The following is a 23,663-nucleotide window of genomic DNA, read 5'->3' as shown; positions in this document are numbered from 1 at the left end:
GGACGCAGACCATGAGCATTCGGTACGAGTTTAATTTTCCGGAAGACGGGACACAACTGATCGTCGAGACTCAGGCCACCCGGGACAGGGTAGCCGATGCCAGTACCCAAAAGAACGCAAGCTGGACGCGGCTTGACTATTGTCAGTGTTCAAATTGTCCATTGTCCAAAAAAGAGGTCGAGTACTGCCCGGCCGCCGTTGACATGCAGCCGATTGTCGAGGATTTTCGCAGCCTCCCGGGATTCAAAAAAGCCGATGTTGTGGTCACTACCCAGGAGCGTCAGTACCGCAAAACGACCGGGCTGGAAGAGGGGTTACGTTCGTTGATGGGCCTGGTTATGGCCAACAGCCAGTGCCCGATATTAAAGAATCTGAAGCCCATGGCTTACACGCATTTGCCATTTGCCACCCAGGAGGAGTTTATCGTCCGTTCCGTGGGCACCTATTTACTGCGTCAGTATTACAAAAGCCACGATGGCGACGAAGGGGACTGGGATCTGGAAGGCCTGGTGACTCTCAACCGGGAGCTTCAAATGGTCAACCAGGCGCTGTGGCAACGGGTGCACACAGCCTGTGAAGGTGACTCTAACCTGAAGGCTCTGCTTAGCTTCTTCACACTGTCGTCGAGCGTGTCATACTCGCTGGAAAGTCAGTTGCTCAAGCTGCGTCCGGCCTTTATGGCTGATACCGGCAGTCTGCAACCCTTTGAACAGAGTGAGACTAATACCCATGTTCGCTAATATCGCACTGATTGGCGCAATACTGATTTTGGCAGGCGCTTTTATGTGGTTAAAGCCTTCGCCCCGGGACCGTCACCTCAACACTTTGCGTACGGCCGCCCTCTCGGCCGGTTTCAAACTCGATAGCATCCGCATACCCGATACCAGCATAGAAGGTCGGTTGGCTGAGAAGTCGACACTGATCACTCTTTACCGACAGTTGCACCGTTTCGATAAAGCTAAGGCGCCCCGGTTCACTGTGCAGCGTACAACCGGAGTGTCGAGTGCTTTTTTGCCCGATGGCTGGAAGTGGGCCGACCAGTATCGTCCCGGCGAGGCCGTTACACAGGTTTTACACGACCTGCTCCTAACCCTGCCGGAAGCCTACCTGGTCCTGGATGCCCAGCCAGACGGTGTCGGCCTGGTCTGGGATGAACGCGCCGATGCCTCTGCATTACCTGCGATTCGGGAAACGCTGGAGCGCCTGATCGCACAACTCTCTGTCTGAGCGCAATAATCCTCTCATCAGCCCGGGTCGCTAACGTTGCCAGTTGACATCTTGTCGCCAGTGTCTATCGTATGAGCCACAATCAAACAGTCGTTTGAAACTTGTGTTTGATTCAAGCGATTCAGGCCCATAATTCAAATACAGTAGACAGCGATACGGGTGGGTTTTTGGCCCTATTCGAGACAAAAAACGGAGAGCTTCCATGATTTATCAGGGTAAAGGCATAACCGTCGAGGCATTGCAGAACGGCGTCGCCGAACTCGTCTTCGATTTGCAGGGTGAGTCGGTCAACAAGTTCGATCAGGCCACGTTAAAGGAACTGGCTGAGGCGACCGCTGCCATTGCCGCCAGTGATGCCAAAGGGGTCTTGGTCAGCAGTGCCAAAGACAGCTTTATCGTTGGTGCAGACATCACCGAATTCCTGCAATGGTTCGATAAGGACGAAGACGGCATTATCGGCGACATTCTTGCCGCAAATGAGATTTTCAGTGCCTTTGAAGACCTGGCTATGCCCACCGTTGTGGCCATTAACGGCCTCGCGCTCGGTGGCGGCTTTGAAATGTGTTTGTCGGCGGATTATCGCGTCATGTCGACCAAAGCCAAGGTCGGCCTGCCAGAAGTCAAACTCGGTATTTTCCCGGGATTTGGCGGTACGGTTCGACTGTCGCGGATCATCGGTGCCGATAACGCCATTGAGTGGATCGCATCAGGCAGTGAAAAACGCCCGGATGCAGCATTGACTGATGGAGCGGTAGATGTCGTCACCGAGCCGGATGCCCTGCACGATACCGCCCTGGCACTGCTTGAACGCCTGATCTCTGGTGAGGTCGATTACCAGAACCGTCGCCAGGCCAAACAAGGCAAGCTGCAGTTGAATAACATCGAGAGCATGATGGTGTTTGAAACGGCCAAAGGCTTTATCGCTGGCAAGGCCGGTCGACATTATCCGGCACCGGTTGAAGCTGTGAAGACCATCCAGAAGCACGCCAATTTTGACCGCGACAAGGCCATTGCCATTGAGGCAAAAGGGTTTGCCAAGATGGCAAAAACGCCAGTGGCCAAAAACCTGATCGGCTTGTTTTTGAACGATCAGAAAATCAAGAAGATCGCCAAAGACCATATTAAACAGTCCAAGGACGTCAGCAAGGCCGGTGTTCTGGGCGCAGGTATCATGGGCGGTGGTATTGCCTATCAGAGCGCCAGTAAAGGCACTCCGATTATGATGAAAGACATCGCCGAGTCTGGTCTTCAGCTGGGTCTTGATGAGGCCGCCAAACTGCTCAGCAAGCAGGTGGAGCGCAAGAAGCTGGATGTCCGGGGAATGGCGCAGACGCTCAATCGCATTCGTCCGACCTTGTCATACGGTGATTTCGGTGACGTTGATGTTGTTGTTGAAGCGGTCGTCGAAAACGTCAAGGTCAAAAAAGCGGTACTTGCGGAGGCAGAAGGTCAATTGCGGGATGATGCCATTCTCGCGTCGAACACATCGACCATCTCCATTACCGAATTGGCAACCGCACTGAAAAAGCCGGAACAGTTTTGCGGTATGCACTTTTTCAACCCGGTGCATCGTATGCCACTGGTTGAGGTGATTCGCGGTGAAAAGACCAGCGATGAGACCATTGCGACGGTTGTCGCTTACGCGCAAAAGATGGGCAAAACCCCCATTGTCGTTAATGACTGCCCGGGCTTTCTGGTAAACCGCATTCTGTTTCCGTATTTCGGCGGTTTTGCCATGATGCTGCGTGACGGTGCGAATTTTGAAGACGTCGATAAGGTCATGGAAAAGTTCGGCTGGCCGATGGGCCCGGCTTATCTGATGGACGTCGTTGGTATTGACACCGGTGTTCACGCCCAGGCCGTGATGGCCGATGGCTTCCCGGAACGCATGAAGCAGGACTTCAAGTCGGCCATGGATGTTATGTACGCCGAAGAGCGTTTTGGTCAGAAAAACGGCGTTGGTTTTTACCGCTACGAAATCGACAAGAAAGGCAAGCCGAAGAAAGTCTCAGACGAAAAAGCCCATGAACTGGTGGCCAGTGTGCGTGCCTCCGAGAATGATATTTCGGAAGACGACATGATTAACCGGTTGATGATACCGATGTGTCTGGAAACGGTGCGATGCCTTGAAGATGGTATCGTCAATACCGCCGCTGAGGCGGATATGGGCTTGGTTTACGGTATTGGTTTCCCACCGTTCCGCGGCGGCGCCTTGCAATACATTGATGACATCGGTGTCGCCGCTTTTGTTGAAATGTGTGATCGCTATTCGGACTTGGGCAAGCTCTACGAGCCGACTGACAAACTGCGCGACATGGCTAAAAATGGCCAGACCTTTTACGGTTAAGACGGGAGAACAGCAACCATGACTATTCGAGACAATGATGCAGTAATCGTCGACTTCGCGCGCACCCCCATGGGCCGTAGCAAAGGTGGCAGTCACCGTTTTACCCGTGCGGAAAACCTGAGTGCCGATCTGGTAAACGGTTTGCTTGCGCGCAATGAAGCCCTTAACCCGGCCGACATCGATGACATTATCTGGGGCTGTGTGAACCAGACCAAAGAGCAGGGCTGGAACGTGGCCCGCATGATGCAATTGCTGACCGATATTCCGCATACGGTACCGGCGCAAACGGTCAGTCGTTTGTGTGGGTCATCGATGTCGGCGTTGCACATTGCGACGGCCAATATCCAGTCTGACAACGGCGACATCTATGTCATCGGTGGTGTTGAGCACATGGGCCACGTCGACATGATGCACGGTGTTGACCCTAACCCGATGTTGTCGCAAAAAGCGGCAAAGGCATCAGGCATGATGGGGCTAACCGCCGAATTGCTGTCAAAGATGCATGGCATCGGCCGTGAACAGCAGGACCAGTTTGGTCTGCGGTCGCACATGAAGGCGCACGAAGCTACCCAGGCGGGCAATTTCGACAATGAAATCCTGGCCCGCACAGCGCACGATGCCGATGGCAACCCCTACCTGATGAAGCATGATGAAACCATTCGTCCGGAGACAACACTGGAAGGCTTGGCATCATTGCGCCCGGCTTTTGATCCCAAAGCAGGGACAGTGACTGCGGGTACTTCGAGCCAGATCACTGATGGTGCGTCTGCAATGGTGGTGATGTCTTATCGCAAAGCCAAGGCATTGGGGCTTAAGCCGCGAGCCGTGGTCCGGGGCATGAGCCTGGCCGGTGTGGATCCGTCGATCATGGGTTACGGACCGGTACCGGCAACCAAGAAAGTGTTGAAGAAACTGGGCATGACCATTGAAGACATTGATTATGTCGAGCTCAATGAAGCCTTTGCCGCCCAGGCATTGCCGGTCCTGAAAGACCTGAAACTGCTCGAGAAAATGGATGACAAAGTCAACTTACACGGTGGTGCGATCGCGCTGGGTCACCCGTTCGGTTGTTCCGGTGCGCGTATTACCGGCACCTTGCTGAACGTGATGGAACAGAACGATGGTCAGTTTGGCTTGTCGACCATGTGTATTGGTCTGGGGCAGGGTATCAGTACGGTCATTGAACGCGTCTAAGTAAACGTCTGAAGCCTGTCGTCGCTTTGTTGACGGGCAGGTCGAGGTAACTGACGCTGATGTGTTAAGAGCCGGCTTGGTGAAAATCAAGCCGGTTTTTTTGTGATTGTGGTTTAACCGGTTAGGGGCCCAGCGTCGCATCGGGCAATCCGAGAGCATTGACAACGCCCGAAGAAAACAGCTCACTGATGGTCGGATACCACATTTGCTGGTGTGAGGTTTCCATGATTCGAGCCAGAAACGCTTCGTCCACGTCAACGCGCCGAAACAGATTCAGATCTCTTTGCTGCTCCACTACCGGGTCTTGTTTCATCAGGAACTCCATGACCGGTGACTGCTGTGCGTACCGGTGAAAGCCAAGGCGGGCTTCAGGCTCCAGATATCGTGTTTGGCCTGCGATGAAGACCAGGGTGCACGCTGACGCGCAATCACCGGAAGCCGAGGTAGTCAGACCGAATTCTTCAACAAGCCTGACCAGGCCTCTTGCCTCGGCAATTAGCCCGCCCTGGCTTTGCAATCGAAGGTGCGTGGCCTGATCCTCTTGTGCCAGGAGGGTGGCGAGCGCTTGAGTGACGCCAAAATCTATGTACCCTGTCAGGTGGATGAGTTTGCCGCTGTGCGACAACGCCAGGTCATATCTGGGAAGCCGCTCGTCATCGGGCGAGTTGCCTTTGAGGGCGTTGGCAGCGACGGCGGCCAGCAACGCGAAACATACCAGGCCGACCAGGGTGGTGACGATGGGTATTACCAGCCAGTGAAGTCGATTGTCTTGCCAGGGGCGGTCGTTCATGAGAATCCACCTGGTTGGATGGCGACCGCGGTACACTGACTGTGTCGCCAGGGCCTGAATGAATGCAATCATTGAACAGTCGGTAGCCAGTGAGTGTCTGATTTGAAACGATTATCAGTCTGATGGAAATATAGAAAAGATGTGGCCGACGCGCAAGGCAACGCTGGTTGCTTGTCGGCCCGGTCGTCTTTTGCGTCTGCCACCAGCAGGAGAGCACAATGAAATACCCCACAGCGGGCATCTATCGGCACTACAAGGGTAACCGCTATCGCGTTATCGGTGTAAGCCGGCACAGTGAAACCGATGAACATCTTGTGGTCTACCAGTGTTTATACGGAGACCACAGTCTCTGGGTGCGACCGTTGGCGATGTTTTTGGAAACCGTTACGATCGATGGCGAAGAGTTGCCACGTTTTGAGCGGATTCAATCCCTGGTTGAGGCCGACTGGCTGTCACTGGCTGCGGAAGTGTCTTCCCCCATTGTTGAATCGTAAAGGCCTGAGATTAACCGGGAGATCTTTTTGATCTGCTGTGATTTGTCGTTGATCTGAATGTCGCTGTGGATCAGCAAGTCCTTTGCGTGTTTGTAGAAGGACGATGCGGCGGACAGGTCGTTTTGATCACGGGCCTCTAGCCCCTGGCGTTTATAGGCTTCTACCTCCAACATCAGGCTGTTTCGGTTCAGACGAGCCAGATGTTCATGACTGTCGATCTCGGAAATCAATCCGCGGGCATTCAACGTTCTGACCCATTTCATTGCCCTGCCAAAGTGTCGTTTCATCAGGTTGATTTGCCGGTCGCTGGACGGAATTTCCGGCTGATGAGCTTTGTCGCCCAGGCTACCGATGTCCTCAGCCAGCGACTGGTAATAGGCCACGTCTCTCTGAGAGTCCTGATTGGTAGGGTCTATAGCCAGCAGATTCTCCGACTCCTCCGCCAGGTTCTGTTGGATCAGGTACAGTAAATCCGGGTCGCGATCATAGATCATCAGCGTTGAAAAGAGTTCTTCATACTGCGTTTGCTGGGCGCGAAGTTGACGAAGTCGAGCTTTTATTGCCAGAGCTTCCTGTTCTCTCTGGGTAGCAACCCGGCTCATGTACAGGCCACCAACGATCAGTGCGATCATCAGTAGCATGAATAATACGGCGAATAACGACACTCTGAAACGCTCCTGAACGGTATACTGTGGTCGAATGACAACGGTCAATGACACTTTCCGGCCTGTACGCTGTGGCCGGCTTCGTGCATAGTACGGCGCTGAATGGGCAGTGGAGTTCACCTGGTGAACCCTGCAGGCACCGGTTCCTCGCTGCGCAGCTGAGACTTGACCTTAAGGGGTCAAACAGTTTATACGTCTGCGCCGCTTGCGTTCCCCCGGGTTCGTAAGCTAAGTATATAAAAGGAAGCAACAGGCGGAATTATAGCGCATGGGTAAATCTCTGGTCATTGTCGAATCACCCGCAAAAGCCAAAACGATCAATAAATATCTGGGAAATGACTTTATCGTCAAGTCCTCGGTCGGGCACATCCGTGACCTGCCCACCAGTGGCCAGGCCAAGCCGGTAGACGCCAAGGCGCGTGCCCGTCAGGCAGCTGAAACACGCAAAATGTCGCCTGAAAAGAAAGCGATACATAAAAAACAGAAAGCCAAAGAGCAACTTGTCGCTCGCATGGGCATCGATCCGGGTAACGGCTGGGCTGCTCAGTATCAGGTGCTTCCTGGTAAGGAAAAGGTCGTTGACGAACTGCGCCGGCTGGCCAAAACCGCCGATACCGTCTATCTCGCGACGGATTTGGACCGCGAGGGGGAGGCCATCGCCTGGCATTTGCAGGAAAGTATCGGTCTGGCTCCTGAAAAATACCGTCGTGTGGTTTTTAACGAAATCACCAAAAAAGCCATTAATGAGGCCTTTGAGCGCCCGGGCGAGCTCGACCTGAATCGCGTTAACGCGCAACAGGCACGACGCTTTCTCGATCGCGTCGTGGGTTTTATGGTGTCGCCCCTGCTTTGGGCCAAGGTAGCGAGAGGCCTGAGCGCAGGTCGGGTTCAGTCGGTTGCGGTGCGTCTGATTGTTGAGCGGGAACGGGAAATTCGGGCGTTTAACCCGGAAGAGTTCTGGGATCTGCACGTTCAGACCCGGTCTGCCAACGACGCTGAGGTTCGCTTTGAAGTGGCCCGTTATTTGGGCGACAAGTACCGCCCGGTCAACAAAAGCCAGAGCGATGAGCACGTTGAGCGCTTGCGCGATGCAGCGCTGCGCATCACCGACCGGGAAGACAAGCCGACATCGTCGAAAGCAGCTCCGCCCTTTATAACCTCAACGTTGCAGCAAGCGGCCAGTACGCGCCTGGGTTATACGGTGAAAAAGACGATGACGATGGCGCAGCGTCTCTATGAAGCCGGACACATTACCTACATGCGTACCGACTCCACCAACCTGAGTCAGGAGGCGGTCGCGTCGGCACGCGATTACATCGCGGATCAGTATGGCGAACAGTATTTGCCTGAAAAGCCCGTAACCTATGGCAGTCGTGAAGGCGCTCAGGAAGCGCACGAAGCGATTCGACCGTCCTATGTGGCTCGCAAGAGTGCTGACCTGTCTGATATGGAACGCGACGCTCAGCGGCTCTATGAGTTGATCTGGCAACGTTTTGTGGCTTGCCAGATGATGCCGGCCAAGTACAAGAGCACGGTGTTAACAGTCGCTACAGGTGACTATGAGCTCAGAGCCAAGGGCAGGGTGCTGGTATTCGACGGCTATACCCGGGTCATGACTCAGGTCACCAAGGGTGATGACGCCATTGAGCTGCCGGATTTGAAGGTAAACGATGCATTGGCGCTGATTGCGCTGGAACCCCGGCAGCACTTTACCAAGCCCCCTGCGCGCTTCACGGAAGCATCGCTGGTCAAAGAGCTTGAGAAGCAGGGTATTGGCCGACCATCCACCTATGCGTCCATTATTTCAACGATCCAGGAACGCGGGTATGTGCGCCTGGTCAGTCGCCGTTTCTTTGCAGAAAAGATTGGCGACATTGTGACCGATCGGTTGACTGAGTCGTTCAAGGATCTGATGCAGTATCAGTTCACGGCACGTCTGGAAGAGTACCTGGACGATATTGCCACCGGTGAGCGTACCTGGAAGCAGGTACTTGACAGTTTTTATGACGATTTTACCCGTCAACTGGATCAGGCCGAGTCTGATCAGGACGGAATGCGGTCCAATGAACCGACCCTGACGGACATTGAATGCCCCAAATGTGGTCGTCCCATGATGATTCGTACCGGAACCACGGGCGTGTTTCTTGGCTGTTCAGGCTACAGCCTGCCCCCCAAGGAACGTTGCAAGGGTACGCTGAACCTGATTCCCGGCGAAGAAGTGCTTGATCTGGAAGATGACGATGAAGCCGAAGCTCAGGCACTGCGCCACAAAGAGCGATGTGATAAATGCGGCACCGCCATGGACAGTTATCTGATCGATGAGGGGCGCAAGCTGCATATTTGTGGCAATAACCCGGACTGTACCGGCTTTAAGGTCGAAAAAGGCCAGTACAAGATTAAAGGGTACGATGGCCCCACACTGGAATGCGACAAGTGTGGCTCGGAAATGCAGCTAAAAAGTGGTCGTTTCGGTAAATACTTCGGTTGCACCAACGAAGACTGCAAAAACACCCGCAAGTTACTGCGCAATGGTGAAGCCGCGCCACCGAAGATGGATCCGATTCCGATGCCGGAATTGAAGTGCCTGAAAGTGGATGATACCTATGTGCTGCGTGATGGCGCTGCAGGGTTGTTTCTGGCGGCGAGTCAATTTCCGAAAAACCGGGAAACCCGACCGCCACTGGTGAAAGAGTTGGTTGCCCATGCTGATGAATTGCCGGAGAAATACGCCTATCTGACCAAAGCCCCGAAAAAGGACGGGGAAGGCCGATCCACGGTTATTCGTTTCAGTCGCAAGACCAAAGAGCAGTATGTCATGACTGAAAATGAGGATGGCAAGGCCTCTGGGTGGAAGGCTTTTTACCAGGGTAAGCGCTGGGTGGTTGAAGAAAAGGCTGGCAAAGCGGCCAAGGCCTGAATCGGGCCCTCAACCCGGCCTTGAGTGGCTGGGTTGCAGGACTTCAAGTAATCCAAAAAAAAACCGGCAGTTGCCGGTTTTTTTATCGCTGTGTTCCACTGAGGGAACATTCAGTTGCTGGGGAAGTCCCGCTGGGTGTGACCCTTATAGAGCTGGCGTGGCCGGCCGATGCGGTAGCTGCCGCTGATCATTTCTTTCCAGTGGGCGATCCAGCCCGGCGTGCGGCCGACGGCGAACAGAACGGTAAACATGTCGTTCGGGATGCCGAGCGCCTTGAAGATAATGCCTGAATAGAAATCGACGTTGGGATACAGCTTTTTCTCGACGAAGTAGGGGTCTTCAAGCGCGATTTTTTCCAGTCGCATGGCGATTTTCAGCAACGGATCGTTGTTGATGCCCAACTCGCCCAGTACTTCATCGCACGTGGCTTTCATCACCTTGGCGCGCGGGTCGTAGTTCTTATAAACGCGGTGGCCAAAGCCCATCAGCCGGAACGGATCGTCCTTGTCCTTGGCGCGCTTGATGAACTCTTCGATATTGGCTTCGTCACCGATTTCTTCCAGCATGTTCAGTACGGCTTCGTTGGCGCCGCCATGAGCGGGGCCCCACAGAGCCGCTATGCCGGCTGCAATGCAAGCAAAGGGGTTGGCGCCCGAAGAGCCCGCCAGCCGAACAGTCGACGTGGACGCGTTCTGTTCGTGGTCGGCATGGAGCGTGAAAATCTTGTCCATGGCACGTGCCAGCACCGGATTAACCGTATATTCCTCGGCCGGGGTGCTGAACATCATGTGCAGGAAGTTGCCACCGTAGGACAGATCGTTCCGCGGGTACATGAAGGGCTGACCCATTGAGTACTTATAGGTCATGGCAGCCAGGGTCGGCATTTTGGAGATCAGACGGTGGGCTGCGACTTCCCGGTGGTGGTCGTTACTGATATCGAGTGAGTCGTGATAAAAGGCTGACAGTGCCCCGACCACGCCTACCATGATCGCCATGGGGTGTGAGTCGCGGCGAAAGCCCTGGAAGAACTCATGCATCTGCTCGTGCACCATGGTGTGGTGCATGATGACGTTTTTAAACTCGCCTTTCTGGTTGTTGTCCGGCAGTTCGCCATACAACAGCAGGTAACACACATCGAGATAGTCGGCATTATTGGCCAACTGATCGATAGGGTAGCCCCGGTGCAATAACACACCTTTTTCACCATCAATAAAGGTGATTTCAGATTCGCAGGACGCGGTTGAGACAAAGCCCGGATCATAGGTAAACAGGCCGTGTGTGGTCAGTGACCGCACGTCTACAACATCCTGACCCAGAGTGCCGGAGTAAATCGGCAGTTCAATCGGGTCGTGTCCTTCGATGACCAACTTGGCTGTCTTGTCAGTCATGAGGCCTCCTCTTAAAAGCAGTGTTAGGCGCCAGGCTATAGGCGCCGGATGGGGTGAATCGTGCCGGGCCTCTATAGCGGGCCCGTGCGGCGTGTCTGAGCAGTAAGGTGTTTAGCTGCAACTACGCCGGATGATACAGTTGTGACTCAGAGTTTAAAATCGCGGCCAACTATAGAGCCTTGGTCGGGATTGTCAATTTGACTTCAGTTTTACGCACCCAAGTCAAAAAACGATGCCTCCCCCTAAAGTCGAAGTGGAATCTTTTTGTCAATAGATACAATAGCGACCGCTAATGAATCCCGGATCAGGCGGGCTGATGAAGGGCGTGTTCATTTGTAATTGTGTTCGACGGTCTCTATAATTCCGCCGCATTTCGGGGTTGGGCTGAATCGTCCAACAACTCCAAACACCCCGGTTCAGGGGTTCGCACCATAAGAAGAGTGTACTGCCGTGAAAGATCACCGACCGAAAAACCTCGATCTGGCGACAATCCGTCAGCCGATCACCGCCATAGCGTCGATTCTGCACCGGATCACCGGCGTCATGCTGTTTGTCGCCGTGGGCTTTCTAGTCTGGGCTTTGAGCCTGAGCCTTGAGTCCCGCCAGGGATTTGACCAGACCGTTGCCGTCATGACTCACCCTCTCGCCAAACTAATCACCTGGGGCATTTTGTCACTGGTGATTTACCACCTGTTTGCCGGAATCAAGCATTTGATCATGGATGCCGGTTTCGCTGAAACAAAAGAAGGGGGGCCGCTGGCAACCAAAATCAGCCTCGTCCTGTCTGTTGTTGTGATCCTATTGATGGGGGTTTGGGTATGGTAAAAAGCGTGACGAATCTAACCCGTAGTGGGCTTTCTGACTGGCTGGTGCAACGCGTTTCAGCCGTATTGCTGGCGCTTTATACACTGTTCATCCTGGGTGTTTTCTTTGCGAATCCGGATTTGGGCTATGATGAGTGGGAACACCTGTTTTCACTGTTCTGGGTCAAGTTATTCACTCTGGCCACCTTGCTGGCTCTGGTCGGGCACATCTGGATCGGAATGTGGACGGTTGCTACCGACTACCTGAAAAACACCTGGGTTCGCTTCTTCTTTCTCTGTGTGATTGCGGTAACCGCCTTTGTGTATCTGGTTACCGGTGTTACCGCTGTTTGGGGTGTATAAAGCATGGCTAACATCAAGACAATGACCTATGACGCCATCGTAATCGGTGGTGGTGGTTCGGGCCTGAGGGCTGCCCTGCAGCTGGCTGAGTCCGGACTTAATACGGCTGTCATCTCCAAAGTGTTTCCGACTCGGTCGCACACGGTATCAGCCCAGGGTGGTATTACCTGTGCAATCGCCAGTGCCGATCCCGATGACGACTGGCGTTGGCACATGTACGACACCGTAAAAGGGTCTGACTATATCGGTGATCAGGATGCCATTGAGTACATGTGCTCTGTCGGCCCTCAGGCAGTATTCGAGCTGGACCACATGGGCCTGCCATTTTCTCGATTTGAAAATGGCCGTATCTACCAGCGTCCCTTTGGTGGTCAATCGAAGAACTTTGGCGAGGGTGGTCAGGCTTCCCGTACCTGTGCCGCTGCTGACCGTACCGGTCATGCGCTGCTGCACACCCTGTATCAGGGTAATTTGAAAGCCGGCACCAGCTTTTTGAACGAGTGGTATGCGGTTGATCTGGTTACCAACGAAAGCAACGCTGTCGTAGGTGTTGTTGCCATTGATATCGAGACCGGCGAAACCGTTCACATCCAATCCAAGGCGACGGTTCTGGCAACCGGTGGTGCCGGGCGGATTTACGCGTCCACTACCAACGCCCTGATCAATACCGGCGACGGTATCGGTATGGCTCTGCGTGCAGGCTTCCCGGTGCAGGACATGGAAATGTGGCAGTTCCACCCGACCGGCATTTATGGTGCGGGTACACTGGTGACCGAAGGTTGCCGGGGTGAAGGCGGTTATCTGATCAATAAAGACGGCGAGCGGTTCATGGAGCGCTACGCACCCAATGCCAAAGACCTGGCCGGTCGCGATGTCGTGGCCCGTTCCATGATTCTGGAGTTGCTGGAAGGTCGCGGGGGCGGTCCGGAAGGGGACCACGTGTTCCTGAAACTGGACCATCTGGGGGAAGAGCTGTTGCAAAGCCGCCTACCCGGTATCGTCGAGCTGTCCAAAACGTTTGCTCACGTGGACCCGGCGAAAGAGCCCATCCCCGTAGTGCCAACCTGTCATTACATGATGGGCGGTATTCCGACCAACATTGGCGGCCAGGCCCTGTCTATTGACGAAGATGGCAAGGATCATGTGATCGACGGGCTTTATGCCTGCGGTGAAGCGGCTTGCGTCTCCGTTCATGGTGCCAACCGTCTCGGTGGTAACTCCTTGCTGGATCTGGTGGTCTTCGGTCGGTCTGCGGGCATGCAGATCGAGAAGACCCTGCGCGAAGGCTTTGAAACCAGTGCCGCAAGTGAGGCCGACATCGAGCGTGCGATGGCACGCCTGGATGCGCTGGATAGCGGCAAGGGAACCGAAAAAGTCGCCGACGTCAAAAAAGATCTGCAAAACTGCATGCAACTGCACTTTGGTGTATTTCGCGAAGGCAAGAGCATGGGTGAAGGCCTGGCCAAACTGGCCGAGATTCGCAAGCGTGTGGAAAATATCGCTCTGGATGACAAGAGCCGGGCTTTCAACACCGCCAGGATCGAGGCACTTGAACTGGCCAATTTGTTGGAAGTAGCCGAAGCCACTGCCGTATCAGCAGAGCAGCGCACTGAAAGCCGCGGAGCCCACGCTCGCGAAGATTTCCAGGTACGCGATGATGAAAACTGGCTGTGCCATTCCATCTTCAAGCCAGGCGAAAAAGTGATCAGCAAGCGGGCGGTGAATTTTACACCGAAGACTGTTGATACCTTCCAGCCTAAAATCCGGACTTACTAGGAGCGTTGTATGAAAGTCAGCCTGTATCGCTACAATCCGGAAACCGACAAGAAACCTTATATGCAGGATTACGACATCGATGTCCCTGCAGACAAGGACCTGATGGTTCTGGATGTTCTGAATCTGGTTAAAGAACAGGACTCCTCGGTATCCTATCGTCGCTCCTGCCGTGAAGGCGTCTGTGGTTCAGACGGCCTGAACATCAATGGCAAGAACGGCCTCGGTTGCATCACACCCCTGTCAGAAGTGAAGGGCGGCCGGGACAAACTGGTGGTGCGTCCATTGCCGGGCCTGCCGGTCATTCGTGATCTGGTGGTCGACATGAGTGTCTTCTACAAGCAGTACGAAAAAATCAAGCCTTTCCTGATCAATGATCAGCCTGCGCCCGGCATAGAGCGGCTGCAAAGCCCGGAAGACCGGGAAAAGCTGGACGGCCTGTACGAATGCATCCTGTGCGCATGCTGCTCAACCTCTTGTCCGTCGTTCTGGTGGAACCCGGAGAAATTTGTCGGACCGGCCGGATTGCTGCAAGCTTATCGGTTTTTGGCCGACAGCCGGGACACTGCGACGGCTGATCGCCTGGCGGAACTGGACGATCCGTTCAGTGTCTTCCGTTGCCGTGGTATCATGAATTGTGTCAGTGTGTGCCCCAAAGGGTTGAATCCAACGCGTGCGATCGGTCATATCCGGTCTATGCTGTTGGCCAACGCGACCTGATCACAGTGTATTAGAACAACCGCTTCACTCTGCGGTTGCACCCCGGTATCGACAGATATCGGGGCGTTTTGCGATCAGCTGGTTGTTTTTCGGGTCGGCCGGGCGCATTTGAGTGATGAAAATTGAGCCGATGTCATTTGGCATCATTATTCTCCGCGGTATTGAACAAACAGGGTTCAAGCAATGCAAAACGGCACCATGGAGGAACTTTGGTCTACATCCCATCTATCGGGCGGTAACCAAGCCTACCTTGATGAAATGTTCGAAGCCTATCTGGCTGACCCCAATTCCGTCACCGAGCAATGGCGCGCGGTGTTCGACAAACTCCCCAACATCAACGATAAAGTCACGACCGACACACCCCACGCCCCGGTTCGTGATCACTTCCTGCTTCTCGGCAAATCCCGCAACGTCGCGGCCAATACCCTGGCACCCAGTATCGTAACCGAGCACGAGCGCAAGCAAGTTCAGGTGCATCAGTTGGCGACCGCTTATCGGTTTCGGGGTCATCAGAAAGCCAAGCTCGACCCGCTCGGAATCGCTGTGCGCGGTGACGTTCCGGATCTTGAGTTGCAATACCACGGGCTTTCAGCCGCAGACGAAGACACCATTTTTCAATGTGGAAACCTCTATATAGGCAAGGCAGAGGCACCGCTGAAAGACATCGTTACGGCGCTGGAGCAAACTTATTGCTCGTCCATTGGCACTGAGTTCACCCATATTGTTGATACTGCTAAGCGTCGCTGGATCGAGCAGCGCATTGAATCGGTTCGATCCAAACCGGACTACTCGCCACAGGCGCGCAAGCACATCCTGGAGCGGCTGACCGCGTCTGAGGGGCTTGAAAAGTTTCTGGGCTCCAAATACCCGGGGACCAAGCGCTTCGGGTTGGAAGGCGGTGAAACACTGGTTCCGCTGATGGATGAACTGATTCAGCGCAGTGGCAGCTACGGCGCCAAGGAAATTGTGATTGGCATGGCCCACCGCGGTCGACTTAACATGCTGGTCAATATCCTTGGTAAGAACCCCTCTGAGCTGTTTCAGGAATTTGAAGGCAAGTCGTTCCTGGATCAGGGCTCCGGTGACGTTAAATATCACCAGGGTTTTTCGTCGAACGTCATGACCGAAGGCGGCGAAGTGCACCTGGCTTTGGCCTTCAACCCATCGCATCTTGAGATCGTTTCTCCGGTGGTTGAAGGGTCGGTTCGTGCCCGCCAGGATCGTCGCAATGACACCTCACGAGATCAGGTCGTTCCGGTAAACATTCATGGCGATGCGTCTTTCGCAGGCCAGGGTGTTGTGATGGAAACCTTCCAGATGTCCCAGACTCGGGCATTCCATACCGGCGGGACCGTTCACGTCATCATCAACAACCAGGTTGGCTTTACTACGTCCAAGCGCGAAGATGCGCGTTCGACCGAATACTGTACTGACATCGCCAAAATGGTTCAGGCGCCCATCTTGCACGTGAATGGTGACGACCCGGAAGCGGTCGTGTTTGCCACTCAGGTTGCCGTAGATTACCGCCAGCAGTTCAAGAAAGACGTGGTAATCGACCTGGTTTGCTATCGCCGTCGTGGTCACAATGAGGCGGATGAGCCGGCCATGACCCAGCCGATGATGTACCAGGCGATTCGCAGCCGTAAAACATCGCTGGCTCTGTACATCGAATCTCTGATCGAGCAGGACGTGATCACTGAGTCGGATGCGAAGGCAATCGCCGATGAATACCGGGATTTGCTTGATAATGGCGAACATGTCGTTAAATCGCTGGTTAAAGAACCGAACAAAACCCTGTTTGTTGACTGGTCGCCTTATTTGAATCAGCCGGTAGTCGATGATTATGATTCAAGCTACCCGCTGAAAGAACTGCAGGATCTGGCCAATCAGATGAACACGCTGCCGGAGGGTTTTCCACTGCAGCGTCAGGTCAACAAGATACTTGAAGACCGGGCCAAAATGGCCAAGGGTGCACTGCCCATCAACTGGGGCATGGCCGAGATGCTGGCCTACGCTACGCTGATCAAGGACGGACATCCGGTACGGATGACCGGCCAGGATTCCGGTCGCGGTACCTTTGTGCACCGTCATGCCGTCTTGCACAACCAGAAAGATGGCAGTACCTATACACCGTTGGCCCATCTGTCGGATGATCAACCGAGTTTTGAAGTCTTTGACTCTTTCCTGTCTGAAGAGGCAGTCGTTGCCTTTGAATACGGTTATTCAACGACGACGCCCAACTCCCTGGTTATCTGGGAAGCCCAGTTTGGCGATTTCGCCAACGGTGCCCAGGTAGTAATAGACCAGTTTATTACGTCTGGTGAGCACAAGTGGGGAAGGCTCTGTGGCCTGGTCATGCTGTTGCCGCACGGGTATGAAGGGCAGGGGCCCGAGCATTCTTCGGCCCGTCTGGAGCGCTTTTTGCAAATGTGCGCCGAACAGAATATCCAGGTCTGCATGCCGACGACACCGGCACAGGTGTTTCACATGCTGCGTCGTCAGGCACGACGAAACCTGCGCAAGCCGTTGGTTGTCATGTCGCCAAAGAGCTTGCTGCGCCATAAAGACGCCGTATCCAGCCTGGAAGAACTGTCAAATGGCAGTTTCCAGACAGTGATACCGGAAGTCGACAGCAACATTGATCCGAAGAAGGTTACCCGGGTCGTGCTTTGCTCCGGCAAGGTGTATTACGACCTGACGGAAAAGCGTGCCAAGGAATCAGCCACCAATGTCGCTATTGTCCGGATCGAACAGTTATACCCGTTCCCGGAAGACCGGCTGTATGAAACCCTGCTGGCTTATCCAAAGCTTAAAGAGGTGATCTGGAGTCAGGAGGAGCCGATGAATCAGGGCGCCTGGTACTCCAGTCAACACCACATGCGCAAGGCATTGCAACGGGTTAATCCCAAGCTGCATCTGAGCTATGCCGGACGTGAAGCATCAGCGTCTCCGGCGGCCGGGTACATGGCACTGCACCTTGAGCAACTTGAAAAATTCCTTAATGAAGCAATTTTGCTTGATCAATGATCGACGGCTAACCGACTAAGGACCCAATACATGGCTACAGAAATTAAAGCTCCCCAGTTTCCAGAGTCCGTCGCTGACGGTACCGTTGCTACCTGGCACAAACAGCCAGGCGAGGCTGTATCGCGTGATGAGCTGATCGTCGACATTGAAACGGACAAAGTCGTACTGGAAGTGGTCGCACCGGCAGACGGCGCAATCAAGGAAATCACCAAGAATGAAGGCGACACGGTCGAAAGCCAGGAAGTGATTGGCTATTTCGAAGCGGGTGCCGGTGGCGGTGATGCAGATTCTGGCAAGAAAGACAGTGGTGATGCGAAAAAAGACGATGCTGGCAACAAAGATAGCGCCAAAGCGTCTTCCAAAAAAGACGACGCCTCGGCGTCATCCGAGTCCGGTAAAGGCGATCCCGATGCCGCTATGAGCCCGGCAGCCCGTCGCCTGGCTGACGACCATAACCTGACTGCTCAGGATATTACAGGTACTGGTAAGGGTGGACGCATTACCAAGGAAGACGTCACTAACGCGGTGGAAAGCAGTGCCAAGTCGAGCCCGGCTGAAGCACCCTCCAATAGCATGCCTGGCATGATGCCACAAAGCCAAAGCACGTCTTCTGCCGGCATCGCCACTCAGCCTGGTGAGCGTTCTGAAAAGCGGGTGCCGATGACCCGGTTGCGCAAGCGGGTTGCCGAGCGTCTGCTCGAAGCCAAAAACAGCACGGCGATGCTGACGACGTTCAACGAAGTCAACATGAAACCGATCATGGATCTGCGTTCCAAATACAAAGAAGAATTCCAGAATGCTCACAACGGCACTCGCCTGGGCTTCATGTCGTTCTTCATCAAGGCCGCGACCGAAGCGCTGCGTCGCTTCCCGGATGTCAACGCCTCCATCGATGGCGATGACATCGTGTACCACGGTTACTACGACATTGGTGTTGCCGTTTCCAGTGACCGTGGCCTGGTTGTACCGGTATTGCGTGATACTGAACAGATGAGCCTGGCGACCATTGAAAGCACCATCCGGGAATTTGGAGCGAAGGCGCAATCGGGCAAGCTGGGTCTGGAAGACATGCAGGGTGGTACCTTTACCATCACCAACGGTGGTGTGTTCGGATCCTTGTTGTCGACGCCGATCCTGAATCCGCCACAAACCGCTATTCTGGGTATGCATAAAATCCAGGAACGTCCGATGGCAGTGAATGGTGAGGTGAAGATTCTGCCGATGATGTATCTGGCGTTATCCTACGACCACCGACTGATTGATGGTAAAGAAGCGGTTCAATACCTGGTTGCCATTAAAGACATGCTGGAAGATCCGGCGCGTATTCTGCTCGAGCTGTAACTACAGCGATCGCTCTTTGAACAGACGCGTATCGAGACACGATTAGGAAGGGCAGCCGCGATGCTGCTGCCATCACTAACAGTTAATAGAAGGGTCAGAAAATATGGCACAACAATTTGATGTAGTGGTTATCGGCTCAGGTCCGGGTGGCTATGTAGCCGCCATCAAGGCGGCACAACTGGGTTTGAAAGCGGCCATTGTCGAAAAATGGCTGACCAAAGATGAAAAACCGTCCTACGGCGGAACGTGCCTGAACGTTGGTTGCATTCCTTCAAAGGCATTGCTTGAATCCTCAGAAAAATTTCACGAAGCTCAGCACGACTTTTCTTTGCATGGCTTCAGTCTGAAAGAACTGAAAGTTGACGTTAAAACCATGCTAAAGCGCAAGGAAGACATCGTTGGCAAGCTCACCGGTGGTGTCGCCGGTTTGTTAAAAGGTAACGGCGTAACGACCTTTGAAGGCAAGGGCATGCTCAAGGCCAACAAGGTCGTTGAAGTAACTCTGCACGATGGCAAGGTCGAAACACTTGAAGCCAAGAACGTCATTCTGGCGACGGGTTCCATTCCTATCGAGATCCCGCCCACACCTACCAATGGCGACACCATTGTCGATTCTGAAGGTGCGCTGGAATTCTCGGCCGTACCGAAGAAACTCGGCGTTATTGGTGCCGGCGTCATTGGTTTGGAACTTGGGTCGGTGTGGAAACGTCTGGGTTCGGAAGTGGTCGTATTGGAAGCGATGGATACGTTCCTGCCCGCTGCTGACCAGGCCATCGCCAAAGATGCCTTTAAGTTCTTTACCAAGAAAGCAGGTCTCGATGTTCGCCTTGGTGCGCGCGTAACCGGCTCTGATGTGAAGAAGAACAAGGTTGAAGTGACCTTTGAAGACAGCGAAGGCGAGAAAAAAGAAACCTTCGACAAGTTGATTGTTGCAGTGGGTCGTCGCCCCTATACAGAAGGCTGCCTCGACAAGGGCTGTGGCGTTTCTCTGGATGAGCGCGGGTTTGTTCAGGTTGACGATCAGTGCCGGTCAACGGTGCCAGGTGTTTACGCCATTGGTGACGTGGTACGCGGCCCAATGCTGGCTCATAAAGGCTCTGAAGAAGGTCTGATGGTAGCGGAAATAATCGCCGGGCATAACGCTCAGATGAACTACGACACCATTCCAAACGTCATTTATACCCACCCTGAAATTGCCTGGGTTGGCAAAACCGAAGAGCAACTTAAATCGGAAGGAGTCGACTATAAAGTGGGTTCTTTCTCCATGGCCGCTATTGGTCGTGCCATGGCACAAAATGCTACCGACGGACAGGTCAAGATCATCGCCGATGCTAAAACCGACCGTATTCTGGGTATGCATATATTCGCATCGGGCGCGTCAGAGATGATCGCTCAGGGCGTTATCGCGATGGAGTTTGCCTCCAGCGCAGAAGATTTGCAGCTGACCTGTTTCGCTCACCCGACTAATTCGGAAGCGGTTCACGAAGCAGCATTGGCTGTAGATAATATGGCAATTCACAAGGTCAATCGCAAAAAGCGTTGATTATAGAAAGTTACCGGGAGATTGCTCCCGGTTTCTTTATTCGCTAATCAGAGTGCCTTGCGGGTGAAACCCACTAGAACAAAAAATTCTCCCAAACACTCGAGTTCACAGAACGGAAAGAACGATGAACCTACACGAGTATCAATCGAAGCAGCTGTTCAAAGAGTACGGTCTGCCAGTATCCGATGGCTTTGCCTGTGATACGCCTGAAGAAGCGGTAGCAGCCGCTAAAAAGATCGGGGGTAGCATGTGGGTGGTCAAGGCTCAGGTGCACGCGGGTGGCCGGGGCAAGGCTGGTGGTGTAAAGCTGGTCAAAACCGACGAAGAGATTCGCGCCTTCGCTGAAAAGTGGTTGGGTCAGAATCTGGTGACCTTCCAGACCGATGAAAAGGGTCAGCCAGTCAGCAAGATTCTGGTTGAAACCTGCACCGATATTGCCAATGAGTTGTACCTCAGTGCCGTTGTTGACCGCGGCAGCCGTCGTGTCGTGTTTATGGCATCGACCGAAGGTGGCGTCGACATCGAGACCGTCGCTGAAGAAACGCCCGAGAAAATTCTGCGCGTTGTGGTCGACCCACTGGTTGGCGCTCAGCCATTCCAGGCGCGCGATGTGGCATTTCAGCTCGGTCTTAAAGGCGAGCAGGTCAAGCAGTTCACCAAGATCTTTCTGGGTCTGGCCAAATTGTTTGTCGACAAAGACCTGGCACTGATTGAAGTGAACCCGCTGGTCATAACCGACGAAGGCAATTTGCACTGCCTGGACGCTAAAATTGGCGTCGACAGCAATGCACTGTTCCGTCAGAAACAAATCTCTGACATGCGCGACCCTTCACAGGAAGACGAGCGCGAAGCGCAAGCGGCCGCCTGGGAGCTTAACTACGTAGCTCTGGACGGTAACATTGGCTGCATGGTCAATGGCGCCGGTCTGGCGATGGGCACCATGGACATCGTCAAATTGAGCGGTGGTCAGCCAGCCAACTTCCTGGATGTGGGCGGCGGTGCAACCAAAGAGCGTGTTGCTGAAGCGTTTAAAATCATCTTGTCCGATACCTCGGTCAAAGCGGTTTTCGTCAACATCTTTGGTGGCATTGTTCGCTGCGACATGATTGCCGAAGGCATCATTGGCGCGGTCGAAGAAGTGGGCGTTAAAGTTCCCGTCGTTGTTCGTCTTGAAGGCAACAATGCAGAATTGGGTACCAAAAAACTGGCCGACAGTGGCCTGAACATCATTGCAGCCACTTCGCTGACTGACGCTGCTGAGAAAGTGGTTCAAGCAGCTGGAGGTGCAGCATGAGCGTATTGATCGATAAGAACACCAAGGTTATCTGCCAGGGTTTTACCGGTTCTCAGGGTACTTTTCACAGTGAACAGGCCATCGAGTACGGTACGCAGATGGTCGGCGGCGTTTCTCCGGGTAAAGGCGGTACTACGCATCTGGGTCTGCCAGTCTTCAACACCGCCCGTGAAGCGGTTGAAGCAACTGGCGCAACGGCTTCTGTGATCTACGTTCCGGCTCCGTTTTGCTTGGATGCCATTATTGAAGCCGTCGACAGTGGTGTTGAGCTGGTCGTGTGCATCACCGAAGGCATTCCGACGCTGGACATGCTGGTTGCCAAGGAATACGTCGACCGCAAGGGCGTGCGTATGATTGGCCCGAATTGCCCGGGTGTGATTACACCGGGAGAATGCAAAATCGGCATCATGCCAGGCCATATTCACCAGCCTGGTAAAGTCGGTATCGTGTCGCGTTCAGGTACCCTGACCTATGAAGCGGTCAAGCAGACAACTGACCATGGGTTTGGCCAGTCTACCTGTGTGGGTATCGGTGGCGATCCTATTCCGGGTTCCAACTTTATCGACATTCTGGAAATGTTCGAGAAAGATCCGGCGACTGAAGCTATCGTGATGATTGGTGAGATTGGTGGTACAGCTGAGGAAGAAGCCGCAGCTTACATCAAGGCCAATGTGTCCAAGCCGGTTGTTTCTTACATCGCGGGTGTAACGGCACCTGCCGGCAAGCGCATGGGTCACGCTGGCGCGATCATCGCCGGTGGTAAAGGCACTGCCGATGAGAAGTTTGCTGCTTTGGAAGACGCCGGTGTTAAAACCGTTCGTTCTCTGGCGCAAATCGGTGATGCTTTGAAAGAAGTCACTGGCTGGTAAGTCTGATCATCGCTGGTAGCAGCGATTTTCTCAAAAGGCAGCTGAGGCTGCCTTTTTTATTGGGTGAGAATAAGTCGGCAGTCAGGTCGGGGGCGTTAGGCTAAACTGTGTTTGACGTTACGGACACGACCATTAAGGGCAGAAAGGGCATGTTACATTTATTGGATTGGTTGTCGTTGCTGGTGTTTTTCACCAGTTGGGTGGTTTATACCCGTTACGCATCCCGCGAAGCCAAGCGCAGGCACAGCTTGTCGTCGATTATGCATCACTTCAGAGTGGATTGGATGCATCGGCTATTACGACGTGAAAACCGGGTGGCCGATATGTCGGCGGTGGGGAACCTGGAACGTAACTCGGCTTTTTTCGCGTCCAGCTGCCTGTTTGTGGTGGCGGGTCTCATTACCGTATTGGCGGCGTCTGAGCAGGTTGTCCGCTTGCTCAATGACATCTCTTTTGTACAACCCGGTACCAAAGCACTCTGGGAGGCAAAGGTTGGCGTTTTGGTTGCGATATATGTCTACGCCTTCCTCAGTTTCACCTGGAGCATGCGTCAGTTTGGTTTTCTGTCGGTCATGATTGGTTCGGCGCCCACTCCAAGTGAAACCATTGCCGATTCCGTCAAGAAAGATTTTTCCGTTCATACCGCCAAAGTAATGGATCTGGCGGGGAAGCAGTTCAATCTGGGTTTGCGGGCGGTGTATTTTAGCCTGGCGGTTATCGGCTGGTTTCTCGGGCCTTTGTGGTTTGTGGTTCTGACCAGCGTCATTATTGGCGTGCTCTACCGCAGGGAGTTTCGCAGTACTACGCTGAAGGAGCTGGTCAGGGCCAGAGGGCTGGATCCCAACCAGGACATTGCGTTGAGCAAACGTGCTGATGACTAAATGAGTGGCCGGTCCTGCAGTGCAGGG

The 23,663-nt window shown here is 53.9% G+C and carries 19 protein-coding genes; 16 read left to right on the top strand and 3 right to left on the bottom strand.

Annotation, left to right across the window (positions count from 1 at the left end; all coding sequences use genetic code 11):
* Positions 1–11 precede the first annotated feature (11 nt).
* The 4 genes from G565_RS0103940 to fadA all read left to right on the top strand — a co-directional run bounded on the left by G565_RS0103940 (position 12) and on the right by fadA (position 4,768).
* A complete protein-coding gene (locus tag G565_RS0103940; RefSeq protein WP_028669795.1) occupies positions 12–740 on the top strand; it encodes a DUF6901 family protein in 729 nt (242 codons plus the stop codon).
* A complete protein-coding gene (locus G565_RS0103935) occupies positions 730–1,227 on the top strand; it encodes a hypothetical protein (RefSeq protein WP_028669794.1) in 498 nt (165 codons plus the stop codon). The genes G565_RS0103940 and G565_RS0103935 overlap by 11 nt, the downstream gene beginning before the upstream one ends.
* 202 nt (positions 1,228–1,429) lie before the next feature.
* The gene (fadB, locus tag G565_RS0103930) at positions 1,430–3,574 is read left to right on the top strand and encodes a fatty acid oxidation complex subunit alpha FadB (RefSeq protein WP_028669793.1); all 2,145 of its coding nucleotides are present in this window, start codon (positions 1,430–1,432) and stop codon (positions 3,572–3,574) included.
* 18 nt (positions 3,575–3,592) lie between these two features.
* A complete protein-coding gene (gene fadA / locus G565_RS0103925; RefSeq protein WP_028669792.1) occupies positions 3,593–4,768 on the top strand; it encodes an acetyl-CoA C-acyltransferase FadA in 1,176 nt (391 codons plus the stop codon).
* Between the two features lie 121 nt (positions 4,769–4,889).
* Here fadA and G565_RS25770 read toward each other — a convergent pair whose 3' ends face one another.
* Positions 4,890–5,558: a COG3904 family protein gene (locus G565_RS25770; protein ID WP_157599994.1), complete on the bottom strand. Its 669-nt coding sequence runs from the start codon at positions 5,556–5,558 to the stop codon at positions 4,890–4,892.
* A 218-nt stretch (positions 5,559–5,776) separates the two neighbouring features.
* Between G565_RS25770 and G565_RS26285 the strand changes: the two genes are divergently transcribed.
* Positions 5,777–6,052, top strand: coding sequence for a DUF1653 domain-containing protein (locus G565_RS26285; RefSeq protein WP_084649212.1), 276 nt, complete (start codon positions 5,777–5,779; stop codon positions 6,050–6,052).
* Here G565_RS26285 and G565_RS0103910 read toward each other — a convergent pair.
* The gene (locus G565_RS0103910; RefSeq protein WP_157599993.1) at positions 5,983–6,765 is read right to left on the bottom strand and encodes a hypothetical protein; all 783 of its coding nucleotides are present in this window, start codon (positions 6,763–6,765) and stop codon (positions 5,983–5,985) included. The two genes, G565_RS26285 and G565_RS0103910, sit on opposite strands and share 70 nt — an antisense overlap.
* A 220-nt stretch (positions 6,766–6,985) precedes the next feature.
* Between G565_RS0103910 and topA the strand changes: the two genes are divergently transcribed.
* Positions 6,986–9,634, top strand: a complete 2,649-nt coding sequence (gene topA / locus G565_RS0103905) for a type I DNA topoisomerase (RefSeq protein WP_028669789.1) — start codon at positions 6,986–6,988, stop codon at positions 9,632–9,634.
* A 110-nt stretch (positions 9,635–9,744) separates the two neighbouring features.
* On the opposite strand, the gene gltA is transcribed toward topA, so the two are convergent.
* Positions 9,745–11,022 carry a citrate synthase gene (gltA, locus tag G565_RS0103900; RefSeq protein ID WP_028669788.1) on the bottom strand — a complete coding sequence of 426 codons (1,278 nt, stop codon included), beginning with the start codon at positions 11,020–11,022 and terminating at the stop codon, positions 9,745–9,747.
* Positions 11,023–11,472: 450 nt separating this feature from the next.
* On the opposite strand from gltA, the gene sdhC reads away from it, so the two are divergent.
* The 10 genes from sdhC to G565_RS0103845 all read left to right on the top strand — a co-directional run bounded on the left by sdhC (position 11,473) and on the right by G565_RS0103845 (position 23,636).
* Positions 11,473–11,847, top strand: coding sequence for a succinate dehydrogenase, cytochrome b556 subunit (gene sdhC, locus G565_RS0103895; RefSeq protein WP_028669787.1), 375 nt, complete (start codon positions 11,473–11,475; stop codon positions 11,845–11,847).
* A gap of 5 nt (positions 11,848–11,852) precedes the next feature.
* The gene (gene sdhD, locus G565_RS0103890; RefSeq protein ID WP_342662965.1) at positions 11,853–12,188 is read left to right on the top strand and encodes a succinate dehydrogenase, hydrophobic membrane anchor protein; all 336 of its coding nucleotides are present in this window, start codon (positions 11,853–11,855) and stop codon (positions 12,186–12,188) included.
* A gap of 3 nt (positions 12,189–12,191) precedes the next feature.
* Positions 12,192–13,964 (top strand): succinate dehydrogenase flavoprotein subunit, encoded by a 1,773-nt coding sequence (gene sdhA / locus G565_RS0103885; RefSeq protein WP_028669785.1) that lies wholly within the window; start codon positions 12,192–12,194, stop codon positions 13,962–13,964.
* Positions 13,965–13,973: 9 nt separating this feature from the next.
* A complete protein-coding gene (locus tag G565_RS0103880; RefSeq protein ID WP_028669784.1) occupies positions 13,974–14,681 on the top strand; it encodes a succinate dehydrogenase iron-sulfur subunit in 708 nt (235 codons plus the stop codon).
* Between the two features lie 183 nt (positions 14,682–14,864).
* Entirely contained in the window at positions 14,865–17,708 is a 2,844-nt protein-coding gene (locus G565_RS0103870) for a 2-oxoglutarate dehydrogenase E1 component (RefSeq protein ID WP_028669783.1), read from the top strand.
* 30 nt (positions 17,709–17,738) lie between these two features.
* Complete coding sequence (odhB, locus tag G565_RS0103865; protein WP_028669782.1) at positions 17,739–19,049, top strand: 2-oxoglutarate dehydrogenase complex dihydrolipoyllysine-residue succinyltransferase; 1,311 nt, start codon at positions 17,739–17,741, stop codon at positions 19,047–19,049.
* A 103-nt stretch (positions 19,050–19,152) separates the two neighbouring features.
* Positions 19,153–20,592 (top strand): dihydrolipoyl dehydrogenase, encoded by a 1,440-nt coding sequence (gene lpdA / locus G565_RS0103860; protein WP_028669781.1) that lies wholly within the window; start codon positions 19,153–19,155, stop codon positions 20,590–20,592.
* Positions 20,593–20,716: 124 nt separating this feature from the next.
* Positions 20,717–21,886 (top strand): ADP-forming succinate--CoA ligase subunit beta, encoded by a 1,170-nt coding sequence (gene sucC / locus G565_RS0103855; RefSeq protein WP_028669780.1) that lies wholly within the window; start codon positions 20,717–20,719, stop codon positions 21,884–21,886.
* Positions 21,883–22,755 carry a succinate--CoA ligase subunit alpha gene (sucD, locus tag G565_RS0103850; protein WP_028669779.1) on the top strand — a complete coding sequence of 291 codons (873 nt, stop codon included), beginning with the start codon at positions 21,883–21,885 and terminating at the stop codon, positions 22,753–22,755. The genes sucC and sucD overlap by 4 nt, the downstream gene beginning before the upstream one ends.
* A 149-nt stretch (positions 22,756–22,904) precedes the next feature.
* Positions 22,905–23,636, top strand: a complete 732-nt coding sequence (locus tag G565_RS0103845; RefSeq protein ID WP_028669778.1) for a DUF599 domain-containing protein — start codon at positions 22,905–22,907, stop codon at positions 23,634–23,636.
* The last annotated feature ends 27 nt before the right edge of the window (positions 23,637–23,663 follow it).

This window comes from Saccharospirillum impatiens DSM 12546 (genome assembly GCF_000423605.1).
Classification (GTDB): Bacteria; Pseudomonadota; Gammaproteobacteria; order Pseudomonadales; family Natronospirillaceae; genus Saccharospirillum; species Saccharospirillum impatiens.
This window is presented reverse-complemented; position numbering and strand designations above follow the sequence as displayed.